Raw genomic sequence first — 19,409 nt, 5'->3', positions numbered from 1 at the left:
AGGAACAATTTATTTTATAGCAACGGATTTTAATCCGTTGAAAATAAAACACAACATCGCAAACGTCTGCTGTTTTTGAATGAAACCTCCTATATTTTTATTAGCAAAAAAATTGAATAGTTTAAATTTTAACAGAAAAAATATTATTTTTACACACATAAAACAATGATACACAAATAATTACAAAACAAAACCACTGCATATTTATTATTATTTATCACGACAAACAAGTACACTCTTAACAAATTAAATATAAGTTAACCCCTTAAAATTGAGTACTATGAAACAAGTGTTATTTAAAAATTTAGGCGAGAGCAGAAATAGGGATATTTTTCCGTCGCAAGAAATAAAAGAAAGTTTAGTCAACGCATTTTTTCCGGAAGACACATTGACACTCACTCAAAATTTATCGAGTGTGACTGCGGCTTTTTATGGCCTTTTATTAAAGAATATTGGCGCCGCTTTTGGAAATGATAAAATGGACGAGCATTCTAAGAAATTATTCTATGAATTAGGAAAACTAAAAACCATGCAGGCTTTTCAGGTACATCCTGCACTGGAAAAAGACACTAGGACATTTGCCGCGGTTGTTATTTATACGATATATAACTCAAGTCCGGAATACCACTTCAGAATACTAAAGTACAGCCCGGAAAATACAATCGTAGAGCTTACCGGAGTCGATCGCTATTTGAAAATTTTAACGGAGTTGGGAATTGAGAAGCACATTACCATACCTACATTTTTACCTTTTGTAGAAGGGGTTAAAGAAATCGTAAATATTCCTTGTCAGATCGATTATACGTTTGAACAAACCAACGAGGACTTTACAATCAAATCGGTGTATAACATTAAACAACTTTAATACTATGATATCACAACCCACAAAAAATATAGTAGAATTAATTGGGGAGACTTCGCCCTATTTATTTGAAAATGCCGACAAAATTACGATTAAAGACAATCCTACTGAGTTTCCGCTTCATAAATCCTTTGAGTCTTTTGATCGGGAGAATTTTAGTGATTTTATTAAAATACTGACCACCATGGGAAGTCTGAACCTGGCAAAAGAAATGAAAACGGAAGAGAAAAATTATTTTCTGGCAGAAAAGCTCCGAATAAGAAGAATTTCGCATAAACCACCTTCCGGATTGTTAGTGGCCAAAATAAACCCTCAATTAGAAAACAATCAAAAAGGAAAGTCCTTAATTGAAATTAGAGACGACATGAATACCTTGTTTCAAATGGAAGTTGATTATTATATTTTCAACGAACCTTCCTTCAGGAAAATATTTGAACCGCATTACAATGACGAAACTGATCATACTTTCTCCTGTAACCTGCCCGAAACTTCATTTGAGTATTTAAATGAAAATGAATTTAACGTCACTGTAAATGGATTTACCCGAAATCAATGCAAAGGACATTTTGAAAACTATCAAATTGTACCTGCAGTATATATTGCCAAATGCATTCTAAAAAATGTCTTTAAAGCAACTCCTTACGGTAATCCTGAAGCAGCTCGGGTAGAAATAGAAAACGTAGAGGCTTTTTTAAACAGAGCAATGCCGGTACATACCGCTTTTAAAGTCAATGTAAGCATCTTTCACCTTCAAAAAAATCTAAAAACGTACAAATGCACCGTAACCGATCATAAAAATGAATACGGCCATTATTTTATTACCCTTAAAAACTTGGTAAACTAAAAGAAGATCCCCTCACAAATAATCAAAATCAAACAAATACATCAAACAGAAAAGGCCGGAAAATACATCCGGCCTTTTGTTTATGATTCGCAGCTGCTGCAGCTTACCAAACTTGTCACTAGTTCTTTAGACACACTTTGACTGCGTTGGTAATACAAACTCTTGATTCCAAGCTGCCAGGCTTCAATAAGCAGTCGGTTTACTTCTTTAATCGGTAAATCGGCAGGGATATTCAAATTGATACTTTGCCCCTGATCTACAAATTTCTGACGTATTGCGGCCTGCTGTACAATCTCCAACTGACTGATTTCTTTAAAGGTTTTAAAAACATCTTTCTCTTCCTTTGTCAACTGAGTCATGTGCTGTACGCTTCCGCCATTTAGCATAATCTCTCTCCAAACCTCTTCATTGTCAAGTCCTTTTTCTTCGAGTAAAATTTTAAGGTATTTGTTTTTACGCATAAAATTTCCTTTGCTCAGACCCGCTTTGTAATAATTACTGCTAAAAGGTTCAATACCAGGCGAAGTTTGTCCTAAAATAGCCGATGATGAAGTTGTTGGCGCAATAGCCATAGTGGTCGTATTACGTCTTCCATATCCTTTTAGCAATTCAGGTTCGCCATAAATTCGGGCCAGATCCTGAGTCGCTTTGTCGGCCTTATCACTAATATGTTTAAAAATTTCTGTGGTTTTCATCTTGGCTTCCATTCCTTCAAACGGAATTCTGTTTTTTTGCAGATACGAATGCCATCCCAAAACCCCAAGTCCAAGCGCACGATGTCTTTTGGCAAATCGATTGGCTGCCGAAAGGTAATAGTTGCCTTCTGTTTTTTCTATAAATTCCTGCAATACAGCGTCGAGGAAAAAGATCGCTAATTTTACAGCCTCTGTGTCTTTCCATTCATCGTAAAGCTCCAAATTCATTGAGGAAAGACAGCAAATAAATGATTCGTCAAGGCTTGAAGGCAGCATGATTTCACTGCACAAATTACTGGCATTAATGCGCAAATTTTTGTCTTTATAAACTTGTGGTTTGTTTTTATTTACGTTGTCACTGAAAAAGATATACGGCAATCCTTTTTGCTGACGGCTTTCTAATACCTTAGCCCAGATTTGTCTTTTGTCGTTATCACCATCAATCATTTCCTGCATCCAGTAATCCGGTACACAGATCCCGGTAAACAAATTCTGAATTGGATTTCCAATACTCTTAATCTTCAAAAACTCCTCAATATCCGGGTGATCTACGTCTAAATAAGCCGCAAATGCTCCACGGCGTACCCCGCCCTGAGAAATGGTATCCATCGTAGTATCAAAAAGTTTCATAAAACTTACCGCCCCACTACTCTTACCGTTATCTGTAACAGCGCTTCCTCTTTCACGTAACTCCCCAAAATATCCCGATGTTCCTCCACCAATTTTGGTTTGCATAATCACTTCTCCCAGTTTATGTGTAATTCCTTCAATCTCATCCGGAACATGCACATTAAAACACGAAATTGGCAAACCACGTTCAGTTCCCATATTGGCCCAAACAGGAGAGCTGATACTCATCCAGCCGCGTTCGATCATTTCTACAAAAGATTCTTTCAATTCGGGTTTGTATAATCTTCTGGCTGCAGCCGTGCAAATTCTGTCAATTGCACCTTCTACAGTTTCTCCTTTTAAAAGATAACCACGATTTAAAATTTGCTCACTTTCAGAGTTTTTCCACCACATTTTATTATCGGCCTCACCTAACGGAAGGCTGTTTGCTGAAGTTGTATCTATTGTATTCATAATTGTAATTTGCTTTTTAAAACAGGTCGTTTGCCGTAATGCTTTTGTCGTGTTTGGTATATTCTACTGGTCTTTTTGCAAAGAAATCATCCAGACTGTTGGCAAAAACTTCTTCTTCAAACCAGGCCATCGCCTTATAATCGTCTGCTGCAACATTAAAAATAGTTGGAATATTAATTTGAACCAGGCTTTCGTCTATTCTGAACTTCATGAAATTAACCAAATCAGTTTTATTGATTGTTTCAATCTCTCCCTCTTCAAAAATCCAGTCTAAGATATCGGCTTCTACATCAATCGAATTTTTAACGGTTTCGCGAACGAGATTTAGTGTTTCTTCGTCGAAATAATCCGGAAATTCTTCACGGATTTTGTTTACGATAAAAATTCCGCCATTGGCATGAATTTGCTCGTCAATAGAAGTCCATGCGATAATGTTACTCACATTTTTCATATATCCTTTGAATCGGGTAAAAGACAACAAGATTGCAAACTGACTAAAAAGCGACACATTCTCAATTAGAATACTAAATAAGATCAGGGAAATGACATACTTTTTATTGTCCTGCGATTTGGTATCCTTAAGTACGTCTGACAGATAATCGACACGCTTGCGGATTACAGGAATGTCTAAAAGTTTTTCGAATTCATCATTGTATCCTAACACTTCGAGTAAACGGGAATAAGCCTCAGAATGTCTGAACTCACATTCGGCAAAGGTAGTCCCCAGTCCATTGAATTCCGGCTTTGGAAAATGTTCGTAGATATTACCCCAAAAGCTTTTTACCGCTACTTCTATCTGTGCAATTGCCAGTAAACTATTTTTAATGGCTGTTTTTTCTGCCGCATTCAAATGCGAATGAAAATCCTGTGTATCAGCAGTAAAATCAACCTCAGTATGAACCCAATACGCTTTATTTATGGCTTCTGTAAACTGCAAAACCTCCGGGTATTCGAAAGGTTTATAATTGATTCTTTTATCAAATATAGACATATGTATAAGTATTAAATGTTGACTGAATTTGAATAAAAATGCTTCGTACTTGGGGAGGTTTTGACGACATTTCTATAAATACAAATTTACCCCGGAGATCTTCTTTTATCCCTTTTTTGATGTTAAAAAACGACGCAATTATCAACAGTTTGGCTCCCCAAAATCTTCCCTCATTTTTGCGTTTTATCAACAGTTGGAAAATAAACGGTAAGAGGCGAAATCTCAGTTATTTATACTAAATCTAAATAGAGTTATCAACAGCAAAGGAGGCAAAAAACGGCTTTAGTTGGTCAACAGTTATCAACAACCCTTCTTTGAATTTTAGTCTTTTTACTACAATATAGATTATTTACACCCAAAAGAAAAACGCTGACTGCTTTAGTTTCTAAACTTCTATGTTTTGCCTAACCCATTAAAAAAGCACACTTTAAAACACACCTAATCATTTAATAACAAACTACTTAACACAAATACAAATATGCAGTGCGCGACCGACCATTTTAGTAAATATTAAAGAAACTGCAATTTTTCAGTATAAATTTTGTGCAAAAATGATTGATCTGTAAAAGTTGGCGTAATTTTGCAGACTAAACGCATTTATCATGATTATCAGAAAAGCAACAATTGAAGATTCAGAAAATATTGCAGCACTTTTATTGCTGGCAATGGAGGACATTATCTATAAATTTATCGGTGAAAAGAACCCTAAAACAGCGTACTATTTCCTGCTTCATTTTGTTGAAACCGAAAATAATCAATACTCCTATCAAAACTGTTTTGTAGCGGAAGATGGAAACGAAATTGTGGGAGCGGTCTCTGTTTATGATGGGGCTCAGTTGCATCCGTTACGAAAACCGATTGTTGATTATGTCCGTTTGAATTTCAATTCTGATTTTAGTCCGGAAGACGAAACACAAAGCGGTGAATTTTATATTGATTCGGTTGGGGTAAGTCCAAATCACCAGGGAAAAGGGATTGGCTCAAAACTTCTGCAATTTTTAATTGAGGAGTATGTAACGCAAAACCACCAGACTTTAGGTTTATTGGTGGAAGAAGCAAATCCAAGCGCGAAAAAATTGTATTTAAAATTAGGCTTTAAAATAGTGGGCACTAAGACTTTGGTGGGAAAAACGATGGAGCATCTGCAGATTTCGTAGGTTTTGTTTCAGGTTTCAAGTTTTAGGTTTTAGGTTTCAGGTTTGAAATGAGAATAGAATTACTACTTAATTTTACCGCAAGGTTCGCAAAGGTTTACGCAAGGTTCGCAAAGTTTAAATTTAGCTTTGCGAACTTTGTTTTTTATAGGTCTTGCGTTTATTTTGAAACTTAAACCTGAAACTTTTTTGTCTTAACAGGATTTTTACTAAACGAACCCTTCAAAATACTGTTAACTTTTGCTAACTTGAACAGTATCAATCAAAAAGTTTTATATTTGCACCCTGAAAAATTTAAAACTTATTGTTATAAGGACTGAAATAGGGCCTTATATTTTAATCTACATCGTTGAAATTTACTTTTAAAAATACCTTTTCCGGCAGGAACTTCTTCATTTTAGGAATCATTTTCATTGTTCTTACACTGCTTTCGATTTATATTTTAAGCAGCTTTATAACTGAAATTACCGAAAAATCAAATACAGCAACAGAAGAACGCGGCTTTCAAAAAAAACACGAAGTACTCGCACAGGAATTGTCACGTTTTTTAGAAACTCAAAAGGAGTTAAAACGTGTTGTCGAGATGAGTAATACGCACAACTTATCCGATAATTTAAAAGTGTTGAGTACCATTCATGCCAATGACAGCCTGATAAAAAACAACTGGTTTCAAATTAACAGCCAGCACATTACATTTGTAACCGCCAAGAATAGCCCTAATCTCGAAGCTTCTATAAAGAATTTTGCTGCCCAAAACGGGAATCTCAGCGAATACAACTGCATCGTTGAAGACGATAAAAACTTTTTCTGGCGCATCTACTACAAATACACGGCTACAAATGGCACGGTAATTCGATACGGGTATGATATTGACTTACAAGCCCTTCAATCTTATTTCTCTACTATCGATCAGAAAGCGCTCAATTATGCTTTTGTATTCGATAAAAAAGGAACGATTTTGTACCATCCGGAAGTAAAACTACTGAAAAAGAACATTTTCAAAATCACAAACCTTCGTCCGCGTGATACTACTTTTACGGATAAAAATGGCTTTAGCCGAACCATTGCGCTTTCAGAATATTTAGGGCTGGACATCGTTCGTTATACCAAACGACTCAATGTTAAAGGAACCAACTGGTACGTCTGCGTTAATTTTGCGGAGAAAATATCAAATGAAGATGTTAATACAGTAAAAAAGTATGCTTCGTTAATTTACATCGTAACCACGGCAATTTTAATTGTATTCTTTTATCTGTTTACCCTATTTACACGCAAAACCTTTCAGGAAAAAGAAGTACTTGCACAGGAAAAAAACAACCTGCTGATCGAAAATGAAACGATCAACAAAGAAAAAGCACTTATTCAGTTACAACAATTAAAAGAGCAGATTAATCCACACTTTTTGTTTAACTCCCTGAACTCGCTTTATATGCTTATCGAAAGCAATACGGCTGTCGCACGAAAATTTACCCTTAATCTGTCTAAGATATACCGGTATCTGATTAGCCCGCCCGCAAACAATATTGTTACGGTACAAGAAGAACTGCTTTTTATTGAAAAGTACATTTTTCTGCAGCAAACCCGATTTACTGAAGAATTTGTTTTTTCAATTCACATTGAAGACGAAAATAATCTGGCTAAAAAAGTACCGTATCTGGCTTTTCAGATCGCGGTGGAAAACGCCATAAAACACAATATAGCTTCTGAAGAAACCCCTTTAAAAATAACAATTGACATTAAAGAAAACGTTGTAATTATTACCAATAATTTAAACGAAAAGCAAAACTTCGGAAAAGAATCCAAGTTTGGTCACAAATACTTAGAAATTATTTACAAATATTATTCTAAAGACGATTTCAAGGTCTTCAAAAAAGACGGCGATTTTACTTGCATTTTGCCTTTAATCGGATAAAACAAAACATTCACTCCCGAAAAAAAGCCACTCACTCCATTTTGTTTTTTTTAACGTTAGCCCTGCAATATTTTTAGCCAAAAATTAACCTAAACTTAACTTTCAATGAGAGAAAAGGCATTGTTGATAAACCTAAAAAATATCGTTTTATTAGTACTGGTACTGAGTACCAGCACTATGGTTTCTCAAAAAAAGAATAAAAAGAATAAAGAAGACAAAACAGAACAAGTTAAAGATTCATTAAAAGATTCTAAAGGAAAAAAGTATGATGATCTTGTAAAAAAGGGAACTTTCAAGAAAGGGCTCTTCAATACCATTCAGGTCAAAACAGATTTGTACTTAGAAATTAACGATTCTCTTTTCCAAAGAGAGTTTTTAGTAGTCAATAAAATCTCCAATGTTCCCTTACCTGTTAATGATGCCGGATTGAATAAAGGGATGAATTACGAGAATAAAATTATAACGTTTCATAAAGATTTAACTGCCAAAAAAGTTTGGGTAAAATCTTCTGTTCCAAAGGTATCCTCCCCTGTTGGAGATGCTATTACGGCTTCGGTAAACAGTAATTTCTCAGAATCTATTATTGAAGTTTTTGATATCGAAACCAAAAATAACGACTCTACTTCAGTTGTCATCAAAGCCAACAAGGTTTTTGACGGTAAACAAAAGAGTTTCAACGACATATTAAGCAACATCGGCTTTGGCGGATCTGTAAAATCAGAACTGTCGTATATCGAAAATGTGAAAACGTTTCCAAAAAATATCGTAGTAAAATCACAGCTTACGACATCGGTAAGCGAGGGCGGCCCTGCCCTTTCGGTAACATTTGGGGTAACATCCAATATTATTTTGTTGGATAAAGTTGCTATGCAGCCGCGTTTTGCAGACAAACGTGTGGGGTATTTCTCTGAAAAACACTGGTACTTCAGCGATAGCCAGCATGCCATGCAGGAAAAAGAATTAATTACACGCTGGAGACTGGAGCCTAAAAAGGAAGACATCGAAAAATACCGCAAAGGCGAACTGGTAGAACCTAAAAAGCCAATTGTATATTATATCGATCCTTCGACACCAAAACAATGGCGCTCGTATATCATTGACGGGGTTCGCGACTGGCAGGTGGCTTTTGAAAGAGCCGGATTTAAAAATGCCGTAATCGCCAAAGAACCTACCGCAGAGGATACCGATTTTGATATCGACGATGTACGCTACTCGGTGATTACCTATGTGGCTTCGCAAAAATCTAATGCTATGGGACCTGCAGTTGTGGACCCAAGAAGCGGTGAAATTATAGAATCGGATATTATCTGGTGGCACAATGTCATGACTTCCCTGCAAAGCTGGATGCGCATTCAAACGGGTGCTATTGATCCGAAAGCCAGAGGAAACAAGTTTAGTGACGAACATATGGGAGAAGCAATTCGTTTTGTTTCCTCTCATGAAGTAGGACACACTTTTGGTTTAAAACACAATATGGGGGCTTCATTTGCCTATCCGGTAGAATCGTTAAGATCAAAAGAATTCACGGCAAAAATGGGCGGAACAGCACCATCAATCATGGATTATGCCCGATACAACTATATTGCCCAACCCGAAGATCATGTAGAAGCGATCACACCTAAAATTGGTGAATACGATAAATATGCTATCGAATGGGGTTACAAATGGTATACGGACCAAAACGAAGAGCACACTGCGCTTAACAATCTGATTACAAAACACCAGGACGACCCAATTTATTTCTACGGAGAGCAACAAGACGGTGACAGTACGATCGATCCACGTTCGCAGTCTGAAGACTTAGGGGATGACGCGATGAAAGCCAGCGAATACGGGCTTAAAAACCTTAAAAAAGTGGTAGGTAAAATCCTGGAGTGGACGTATGACAAAGACGAATCGTACTACCAAACAGGGAAACTTTACATCGGCGCTATTGGTCAGTGGAATTTGTACAATTACCATGTATTAACCAATGTTGGAGGAATCTATCTGAATACAACGGTTCATGGCGACAACAAAGCAAGTTATATTCCGGTTCCGGCAGCAATTCAAAAAAGAGCCGTTTCGTATTTGCTAAAAAATAGTATTTCGCTTCCGGAATGGTTGTTTTTCAATCCGATCCTCGACAAAACAAATCCGTTGAAAGACTCTCCTCTTGGGCCTTACGAGTACACTCCGTACACTTTGGCAAGAGAATTACAATACGGTATACTGTACAACTTGTTAAGTGACGATCGTTTGTTGCGCATGACCGAAAACGAATTGTTTCAGCGTAATGAAGCCAAAGAAAATGTATTCACGGTAACACAATTGTTCAAAACAATTCACCAAAACATTTTTGCACCTACGATCCAAAACAAATCGCTTACGATTATGGAACGCATGACACAAAAAAATTATGTAGACATCCTGATCGTTTCAACAAATAAACTTTTTGAGAAAACAGATTCCAAAAAAGGAATACAGTTGAGCGAAACCTTAAACATGCCGCATTTGTGTGATTATCTGAATGAATCAAAAATGGCACGTAACATTAATCAGTCTTCGCTGAAGAGAGTTTCAGAAGTGACTTCTGATAAAAAAGGAGAATTGAATCAGATTCTGCAACTATTGAAAACGAAAAGAAACATTGGAAATCAGGAAACAAGGAATCATTATTTTGACCTGATCCAACGTATCGAAAGAGCGCTAAACAACACACTATAATTAACATAATCCAAAACAACCAATGAAGAATTTATTTTACATGCTGAGCTTCCTCCTGGCCCTCTCGGGTTACGCGCAGGAAAGGACTATTAAAGGAAAGGTGCTCGACGCCAAAGACGGACTGCCAATACCGGGAGTTACTGTTTTTGTCGAAAACACTTCCATATCCAACAATACAGAACAAAAAGGAGTTATTCAAAGTGCCAGTCTGGGAACTGTAACCGATTTTGACGGTGCCTTTGAATTTAAAATAAACAGTAGTATCAAGACTTTAAGAGTAACTTATATGGGTTACCTGCCTTATACTATTGATATTACAGATAAAAACCAATATACGGTTTCTTTAAAATCAGATGTTAGTGAATTGAAAGAAATTGTTGTAACGGGCTACCAAAAGATCGAAAAAAGAAAATTGACTTCGGCTGTTGCCAAAGTTGAAATGGCAAATATCAAACAAGCCGGTGTGGCGAGTTTAGATCAAATGTTAATCGGTCAGGTTGCGGGTGTTGCGGTAACACCACAAACGGGAGCTCCGGGAACCATTGCAAAAATCAGAGTTCGTGGTACAGCATCTCTTAATGGTGCACAGGATCCGTTATGGGTTTTGGATGGTTTGCCATTAGAAGGAAATGATATTCCTCAAAACTATGACAAAGACAATATCGACGTATTAAACAATTTTTCTATCGCAGGTTTAAATCCTGAAGATATTAAAGATATTACCATACTAAAAGATGCTGCTGCAACTGCCATTTATGGAGCAAGAGCTGCAAACGGTGTTATTGTGGTAACGACTAAAAAAGGAAAAAAAGGAAGCATGAAGGTAGATTTGAATGTCAATACTTTTGTGACTCAAAAACCTGATTTTTCTAAATTAAACCTTTTAAATTCTTCTCAAAAAGTAGATCTTGAACTTTCACTGGCTTCAAGAGAAGATTTGACTTACAGAGACGGTAACGGAGAAATTTCCCGTATTCTTAAACAGGCTAATGAATTAGGAGCCTACAGATCGGGAGGTTTTTCGTCTCTAAGTCCAACAACACAAAACTCAATCAACGCTTTAAGAAACATCAATACCAATTGGGGTGATTTATTGTACCGAAGCGCTATCAACAAACAATATACCTTAAGTTTATCTGGTGGTGGAGAAAAATCAGATTACTATTTCTCTTTAGGAGCTTACAACGAAGAAGGAGCTACTATCGGAACTGGTTTTGACAGATACAACCTTACCTTAAAAAATAACTTTGATGTAACTGATAAATTGCGTGTTGGCGTTGGAATTTTTGGTACACAAAGTAGAAAATCATCTTATATTTCAGATACGGACACTTTTACAAATCCTGCTAATTACTCCAGAAACGCAAATCCATATCTAGCTCCATTAAACGCTGATGGAAGTTATAATTATGATAAAGACATGACCGGGTATGGAAATGGAAGTGTATATATTCCTTTTAATTACTTAGAAGAAAGAGAAAATACTAATTACGAATTGACAACAAGATCTATAAAAGCATTACTTGACGTTGATTATACTATTACAAAAGGATTAAAAGCAAGTACACAAATTGGTTTACAGTTTGACAACAATGCTTCTGAAAAATATGCCGGTAAAGACACTTACTTTACAAGAAAAGAAAGAGAAAAAACAAGTGTATTTGCAAATGGAGCTTATACTTATTTCCTTCCTGTTGGCGGAATTATTCAAAATTCAAACACTGACTTTTTTCAATACAACTGGAAAACGATGTTAAACTATAACACTACTCTTGGAGGGAAACATGAGTTAGAATTTATGGTGGGTAATGAGTTAAGAAAAAACAAAAGCACAGCTATTAATACAAAAGGTTTTGGTTTCGACCCGAAAACATTGACTACAACTCAAATTGTTTTTCCAACTCAAAATTATGCATCTAATCCAACCTATAGAACGTATTTAAAGAATGAAAACGAAAATGCATTTGCATCATTCTTCGCAACAGCATCTTATACGTATGACAGAAAATATACGTTCTTTGGAAGTGTTCGTTACGACGGTTCAGATTTATTTGGTGCAGATCCTAAATACAAATACTTACCATTATGGGCAGTTTCCGGTTCATGGGCAGTATCTGAAGAAAATTTCTTAAAAGATAGCGAAATAGTTTCTAATTTAAGATTACGTGCGTCTTACGGTTTACAAGGAAATATCGATAAAAATACTTCTCCGTATGTCGTTGGAACAAATCAAACAACTATTATTTTACCGGGACAATCAGAACCTATTATTAGTGTAGCTTCTCCTCCAAATGATAAATTAAGATGGGAAAAGACGACCAATACCAACTTTGGAATGGATCTGGGGTTATTCAACAACCGTATTAACATTATAACCGATATTTACGGAAGAAAAAGTACTGATTTAATTGGCTTACAATCACTTCCTGTTGAAAACGGTTTTGAATATACAAACGCTAACTGGGCTCAGGTAACGAATAAAGGATACGAGATTTCTTTGTCTACAAGAAACATTGACCGTCCGAACTTTAAATGGAACACGACTATTAATTTTGCTCATAATAAGAGTACTGTTGATCGCATCCAGACAAGATCTAACACCTATTTACCTTCAAGACAAGGATTACCTGTTAATGCCGTATTTGCATTAAAAACTAACGGAATTGATGAAAGTGGTTTCCCTTTATTTGTAAACAAAAAAGGAGAAACTGTAAACACGCAAACTCTTTTTGGTCTTTTTGATCCTTATGCAGATTTTTTCCCGGGAGTTTTCTCGCAATCAAAACTTACGAATGAAGAAACAAGAGATTTGTTTACTTATGTCGGAGATGCAGATCCTAAATTTACCGGTGGTTTTATCAACACTTTTAAAGTTCATAATTTTGATCTTACTATTGCTACCACTTTCAATCTTAAACAAACTGTTGTTGAAAAACCAAATTTTAATGGTACACAATTAGATCGTGGTCAGAACTACACTACAGATGTACTTAATGCCTGGTCACCTACTAATACAGGTTCAAACATACCTGGAATTACTAGTCCAACTTCAGGAACAGGAGATTCATGGATGGCTTACCAATGGTTTTCACCAGCAGGAGCACCACTTAATGTTTACAACTATTTAGATACTTGGGTTCATGAAATGAGCTATATGCGTTTAAGCAGCGTTCGTTTAGGATATTCATTGCCTAAAACAGCGACAAAAACGTTGTTTATGGATAGTGTAAGATTTAGTATCGAAGGAAGAAACTTATTTGTAATCAGCTCTGATTATAAAGGTTACTTTGACCCGGAAACGTTCGGAAATATCTATGCACAACCAATCCCAAGATCAATATCTTTAGGATGTAACCTAACTTTTTAATCTGATTTAAAATGAAAAATATATTAAAATACATATTCTTTGCCGGCGTAGCCATTACTACTGTAAGCTGTGATCATTATCTTGATGTTGAGCCAGTAGGTAAAGTAATTCCGGAAACTTTAACTGATTATAGAGCAGTAATGACAAGTGGCTACTCTACAACTGCTATTCATAAAGCATTATCTACTATTAGAGCAGACGAATTGGTTTTAGATGAATCTAATGATAATGCTACTTTCTACAGAGATCATTATATCTGGAACGATGCCAATCCTGATAAAACTACAAACAGTTTTCCTTATGCTACTTTGTACAACAGAATTTTCTATACCAATGTGATCATCAATGAAGCAACCGTAAAATTAGCGCCTTCTGCAGAGAAAGATCAACTAATAGGAGAAGCTTACGCTCTAAGAGCATTTGCTTACTTTGATCTATTAAATATCTTCAGTAAACCTTACAATGCTGCAACAGCTGCAACTGACAGAGGTGTTCCGTTGGCTTTAAAAATAGATTTAGAGCAAGCTTATGTTCCTCAAAGTGTTGCTGTTATTTACGATCAGATTTTATCTGATAATGAAGAAGCAAAAAGATTATTGAATTTAGACACGCAAACAACGGGTATCAACTACCGTTTTTCTAAAGCTGCCTTATATGCAATGGAATCCCGTATTTTCCTTTACAGAAAAGAATGGGCAAAAGCTATTGCTGCTGCAGATAAAGCAATGACATACAAAAGTGCTTTAATCAACTTAAACACTACTGCTGCCTTACCTAATCTTTACAACGGACCGGAATCTATATTAGCACTTGAGGATCCTTTTATTAATCTTTTGAAAGGAACATCATATGCAGCGCCAACTTTAACAGGCGTTTATGATAAAACAAACGATTTACGTTTTGCGCTGTATTATCAGGCAAGCGGAAGCAGATACAGATTTAGAAAAGGTGGTGATATTACTCAAAAATGTACCTTTAGAACATCTGAATTGTATTTGACAAAAGCAGAAGCATCGGCACAATTAAACGATCTGATAACAGCAAGAACAACGGTAATCACTTTCATCAAAAACAGATATAAAACTACGGCTTTTGATCAGTTAAGCCTATCGATTGCTGCCATGACACAAACTCAGCTTCTTGATTTTATCGCTCAGGAAAGACAACGTGAATTTGCTGTAGAAGGTCATCGCTGGTTTGATTTAAGAAGAACAACGCAAAAACAAATCATACATACCATAAACGGAGAAAATTATACACTTATTGAAAATGATCCGCGTTATACATTGCCATTCCCTCTGGATGCGCGTTTAAACAATCCAGAATTGTAAGTCCCTAAAATAACTTCAAGGTAAAGTTGCCCCAAAACTTTAGAAAATTTTATACTTACAATTTGATACTAATGAGCCCGATGTACTATCGGGCTCATTGATTTTTGGGCTATAGTTAGGTTCTTTATGATCTGAATCATTCGTAATTTTCTTCAATATAAGACCTTGCTTCTTCTTGTGTTAAAACCGAAAAATTCCGATAACGATGATGCACATCTATAATTTCTTCTAATGCATCGGCTACCAGTTCTTTGTTTTCCCAGGTTTTCAGATTGGCAACAACAGTCTCTATACAGCCTTTTTTGTAAGCAATCTGACCCAAAACATGAACTAAAGTTTTTCGTACTCTGGTTGTTTTATCGTGCTGCAATTCCTGTAACAAAGGCAAAATATCCTCAGGATGGGTTCTGCCCCGCAATTCTATTCCGTGACAAATTTCACGTCGGATTTCTTTGTCCTCATGATGTAAAAACTTCCTTGCCCATTCTAAAACCGGTTTTGGGTTAACCTCCCCCATTTTCTTTATCGAGCCAATTACCGCATTCCTGGGAGAATGATGATGGTCAAATAGTCCCTTATCAAAAAATCGCTGCACCATTTCAAAATCCTGTTTACCAATCTCACCAGCTGAATTGATCACCGTCTGACGAATCTTGAAATTTTCGCTGTCAAATAGATTTTCTAAACATTCGATAACAACAGCCTGCAGTTCTTTATTTTCAAAATACAATCTGCCAATCGATAAGTACGCTGCCTTTCGGATATAAGTATCTTCGTCTGAAAAGTACTGGTTTATTTTTTGAGTTTTAGAATTGCTTAAATCCTTATGAATATCCTCTTTTATTCTACTGACTAGCTCCTCTCTTTCCTGCTTTGGTAAGTCATAAAACCCCATTGTTTCATTTGTTTATTTTAGTTCCTGTTTTTCATTTTCTTCACTAAAATACATTAAATTCATTCCGATACTTCATTCCTTACCCCAATAAAATTTAATTTTCACTCCTCGATCTTTAATGATTTTTTAATTGAAACTCCTGTTTTATGCATTCAAACTTCTCTTTACTAAGGGGTTTGTTCAGAAAGCCTATCACTAAGGGATTACTTTCTGCCCGCTTAAGATCTTCCGGATGGGTTGAAGAAGTAATCATCATTATGATACAATTTAATTTGATTGATTCCGAAAATTTCGCATACTCCTCAAGAAACTCAAAACCATTCATTTCAGGCATATTGATATCGAGAAAGATGAATTGTGGAAGCAAATCAGGGGTGTTTTCTAACGAGCGTAAATATTCTAGTGCTGTTGTGGCCAACTCTTCTAAAACAATTTCCTCTGCAAAGTAATACTTCTCGGCCATTCGCTTTGCAATATAACGATCTGTAGCACTGTCATCTATTACAAGGATTTTTTTAAAAGAGGGTTGTGTTTCTGTCTGTTCCATGGGTTAAGGGATTTATTTGTTTGGAATTTTAATAGTAAAAGTGGTTCCATGACCAATTTTAGATTGAACTTTTATATCTCCATTGAGCTTATAAATTGCTTCTTTTACAATATAAAGCCCCAGTCCTGAACCAACCGATTCTCGGGAAACACGGTAAAACATGTCAAATATTTTCGGATGCAAATCTTCATGAATTCCAATTCCATTGTCCTTAACAATAATACTTGTTTCAAAGTTGGAAATATCAATTTTGATATTGACAAATGGGTTTGGAACCTGAAAATTTTGATAACGGATCGAATTTGAAATCAGATTGTTCAAAATTGTAGTAAGACGGTTTTTATCGGAATAAACAGTAGCCTCACCGCTAATATCCACTCCAAAATCAACTCTTCTGTTGGTATCCCCCATGAATTTTAAATTTTGGGTTACCTCGCTCAGAAGTTCTTTAAAATTGATATTCTGCTTGTCAATTTCCATTCGTGAGTTTCTGGAATAATCGAGAATATCACAAATGAAGTTATCCAATTTTTCGGCATTTTCTTTTAACATCTCCAGATGCTCAATCATTAAATCTTCAGTAGTATCGTCCTTGGCTATTTCGATAAGCCCGAGCATAGAATTCAATGGAGCGCGTAAATCATGTGAGGTACTATACACAAAACGGTCCAGTTCGTAATTTGCCGTTTTTAATTCCTGATTTTCAATTTCCCTCTTTTTAAAGGTCTGAATAATATGAGCTTCACTATACTTTTTAAATTGATAAGCCCACAATCCGCAAAGACCAAAAATAGTTGTAGCCAGCAATATGTGAATCACAAAAGTGCGCAGTGTCATATAATCCAACTGAGTAAAATAAATACCACTGACACCAATATATTGCAAATAACCAAATAGTGCATGATGAATGATTACCACTAATGTTAGCGGTATTTGCAGTTTCCAGTTTTGATATGTAATCAGTATAGCACTCGCAACAAATGCCGTAAAATGCATCTCAAACATGCCATGCATCTGATAAATAAACTGGCACATGAAAATCCCCAATACAGTACTAAGAACATACTGATAGAAGTCGGATTCGGGCAACGCTAATTTTGAAGAATAATACGCAATCAGTAATATTCCTCCCACTCCAATGCCAATCTCCCAGGTATCATAACAAAAGGCTAGTAATAAACCTATAATAAAAAAAACGGCCAGAAAGTAATTAATTAAATTATCCGATTTCCTTTTTATTGCCAAAAGAAATTCCTGAATGTTCTTAGATTGTTCCAGATTTTCGATTTTTTCTTTCATACTTTTTTCAATTTGGTAATGAATTGCGATACTCTTTAAAGTAAAGGCAATCTGGAATAAAAAAGGACAAGAAAAGCAGTTGTATGCTTATTTAGTATGTTCATTAATTCTTCGCTTCAGTAAATGAATAATGGCTTTCAGATAAAAGACTTTGGTGTGCTATAGTTGCACTCCATTATTATATCTCAAAAGCGAAAAAAACTGTACATGAGTAAAATAGTAATCTCATCGTACAGCAATTTTTAACAAAAAGCTGACGAACTATACCATTAAAGCTTTAGCTAATTTAATAAAAAAAACGATAAAGTAGGATTTTATCTATTACAATATATCTAAAAATCGGGTAAAAAATTCAATCTACATAGTAAAATATATTTAATAATGAGTTAGTTAAAAATCATCAGTTCGTAAAATGGTTCATATCCAATACAAGTTCAGCTCAATGTTTCAGAGTCCACGCATTTAGATACAGGTCGGTCTAGTCGTGTTCAGGTTCCTTCAAATCAAAATATTCTCCTTGTGTTTTGTCTAAGACATTCGAAATCATTTTGAAATTTACATCAGTTGGCTCCAGGTTGATGTATTTATCTACAATGCTTCTGTGTTTATAAATGATAAAGGTGTTTTTTGCTTTTGTATTTATTTTATTTAAATGGGCGTTTGTTACTTTATCTGAAAAAGACGGGACAAAGGTTAAAGCTGTATTTTTAATCCTAAGCAGCTTCCCCAAGTTCTCTAACTCAAACTGTCGCTTACTTTTAATATAATTTTTACTATTTCCATAAACAAAATAAACTTTGAGATACTGTCTGCGTTTTTCACTTTCCTTTTCCAAAAACGACAGCCATTTTTTTATGGCTTCCCAATCAGGATTGTTACCTACAAAGTAAATAATTCCATGATAACGTCCGTATTTGCAAACGGGACAGGTTTGTGTTCCTTTGTCTGGACCAAACGCGTGAAAGGGCATAAATGAGGGCTGATCTTCTCCAATATTCAATCCCGAATGAATTAAAGCCGTTGTTTTCTTTGGATAATTGGGAATGTTTAATCCCAAAACGATATCGTGTTCTGCGATCTGCAAATTGTCTTTTAACAAAACCCTTACAATACCGCTTCCGCCACGGTTTTCGGGAAGGTGCTTCTTTTTATAAGCGATCAGTAATTTATCATCATCAAAATTAATCTCATCCGTATAATACTCCTTTTTAACATCAGGTTCTTTGATCGACAAATGAATATGTGCCGGCAAAACATCGTTGGGATACGGTGCCGGACGAATGGTTTTTATCATGTATTTTCCGTTAGCATCCGTTTTAACCCAGCCCCGAATATGTCCGTGTCGTTTAATGCTTTCATTCATCCCCGGTTTGGGAGAATAGTAGCCGTCGTTATCCGTCTGCCAATAATAAATAATTACATTTGGCGCAGCTGTTTTTCCATCCAATTGAAAAACGGTACCGGTTACGATAAGCTTTTGTCCTTTCTCACTCCATCCGGGACTTGTACTAACGGAAGGAATTTCTTTTGTCATTCCTATGTACATCAGTTCGCAGCCATCACAACCTCCACCCACAATTCCACTATTTTTAACTTGAGGTTTTGGGTTATTCTGACCGTTACAACTACTCAATAACAGGGCTATAAAAACCGTTTTGCAAATGGTGACTTTTTTCATGGTAAAGCTTTTTTCTGCAAATATCAGCCTGAAAATAGTTGACTG

Annotated in this window: 13 protein-coding genes; 7 read left to right on the top strand and 6 right to left on the bottom strand. The window is 35.8% G+C overall.

Annotated features, from left to right (window positions below; translation table 11 throughout):
- Positions 1-280 precede the first annotated feature (280 nt).
- Positions 281-865 carry a hypothetical protein gene (locus tag OLM61_RS16875; RefSeq protein WP_264523772.1) on the top strand — a complete coding sequence of 195 codons (585 nt, stop codon included), beginning with the start codon at positions 281-283 and terminating at the stop codon, positions 863-865.
- Positions 866-869: 4 nt separating this feature from the next.
- Positions 870-1,706, top strand: coding sequence for a hypothetical protein (locus OLM61_RS16870; protein ID WP_264523771.1), 837 nt, complete (start codon positions 870-872; stop codon positions 1,704-1,706).
- An 80-nt stretch (positions 1,707-1,786) separates the two neighbouring features.
- Here OLM61_RS16870 and OLM61_RS16865 read toward each other — a convergent pair whose 3' ends face one another.
- Positions 1,787-3,484, bottom strand: a complete 1,698-nt coding sequence (locus tag OLM61_RS16865) for a ribonucleoside-diphosphate reductase subunit alpha (RefSeq protein WP_264523770.1) — start codon at positions 3,482-3,484, stop codon at positions 1,787-1,789.
- A gap of 16 nt (positions 3,485-3,500) precedes the next feature.
- Positions 3,501-4,475, bottom strand: coding sequence for a ribonucleotide-diphosphate reductase subunit beta (locus tag OLM61_RS16860; RefSeq protein ID WP_264523769.1), 975 nt, complete (start codon positions 4,473-4,475; stop codon positions 3,501-3,503).
- 602 nt (positions 4,476-5,077) lie between these two features.
- On the opposite strand from OLM61_RS16860, the gene OLM61_RS16855 reads away from it, so the two are divergent.
- The 5 genes from OLM61_RS16855 (at position 5,078) to OLM61_RS16835 (ending at position 14,945) form a co-directional block, all read left to right on the top strand.
- Complete coding sequence (locus OLM61_RS16855; protein WP_264523768.1) at positions 5,078-5,632, top strand: GNAT family N-acetyltransferase; 555 nt, start codon at positions 5,078-5,080, stop codon at positions 5,630-5,632.
- A 346-nt stretch (positions 5,633-5,978) separates the two neighbouring features.
- A complete protein-coding gene (locus tag OLM61_RS16850; RefSeq protein WP_264523767.1) occupies positions 5,979-7,541 on the top strand; it encodes a histidine kinase in 1,563 nt (520 codons plus the stop codon).
- A gap of 105 nt (positions 7,542-7,646) precedes the next feature.
- Positions 7,647-10,247 carry a zinc-dependent metalloprotease gene (locus OLM61_RS16845; RefSeq protein WP_264523766.1) on the top strand — a complete coding sequence of 867 codons (2,601 nt, stop codon included), beginning with the start codon at positions 7,647-7,649 and terminating at the stop codon, positions 10,245-10,247.
- Positions 10,248-10,269: 22 nt separating this feature from the next.
- Positions 10,270-13,614 carry a SusC/RagA family TonB-linked outer membrane protein gene (locus OLM61_RS16840; RefSeq protein WP_264523765.1) on the top strand — a complete coding sequence of 1,115 codons (3,345 nt, stop codon included), beginning with the start codon at positions 10,270-10,272 and terminating at the stop codon, positions 13,612-13,614.
- Between the two features lie 11 nt (positions 13,615-13,625).
- Complete coding sequence (locus OLM61_RS16835; RefSeq protein WP_264523764.1) at positions 13,626-14,945, top strand: RagB/SusD family nutrient uptake outer membrane protein; 1,320 nt, start codon at positions 13,626-13,628, stop codon at positions 14,943-14,945.
- Between the two features lie 136 nt (positions 14,946-15,081).
- Here the strand turns inward: OLM61_RS16835 and OLM61_RS16830 are convergent, their stop codons facing one another.
- From OLM61_RS16830 to OLM61_RS16815, 4 genes are all read right to left on the bottom strand, one after another.
- A complete protein-coding gene (locus OLM61_RS16830; RefSeq protein ID WP_264523763.1) occupies positions 15,082-15,840 on the bottom strand; it encodes a HEAT repeat domain-containing protein in 759 nt (252 codons plus the stop codon).
- Between the two features lie 115 nt (positions 15,841-15,955).
- Positions 15,956-16,387 (bottom strand): response regulator, encoded by a 432-nt coding sequence (locus tag OLM61_RS16825; RefSeq protein WP_264523762.1) that lies wholly within the window; start codon positions 16,385-16,387, stop codon positions 15,956-15,958.
- A 12-nt stretch (positions 16,388-16,399) separates the two neighbouring features.
- Positions 16,400-17,686 (bottom strand): sensor histidine kinase, encoded by a 1,287-nt coding sequence (locus OLM61_RS16820; protein WP_264523761.1) that lies wholly within the window; start codon positions 17,684-17,686, stop codon positions 16,400-16,402.
- 478 nt (positions 17,687-18,164) lie between these two features.
- Positions 18,165-19,364, bottom strand: coding sequence for an intradiol ring-cleavage dioxygenase (locus tag OLM61_RS16815; RefSeq protein WP_264523760.1), 1,200 nt, complete (start codon positions 19,362-19,364; stop codon positions 18,165-18,167).
- Between the last annotated feature and the right edge of the window lie 45 nt (positions 19,365-19,409).

Source organism: Flavobacterium sp. N502536 (genome assembly GCF_025947345.1).
Lineage (GTDB): Bacteria > Bacteroidota > Bacteroidia > Flavobacteriales > Flavobacteriaceae > Flavobacterium.
The sequence above is the reverse complement of the archived record's forward strand: the minus strand, read 5'-3'. Positions and strand labels throughout refer to the sequence as shown.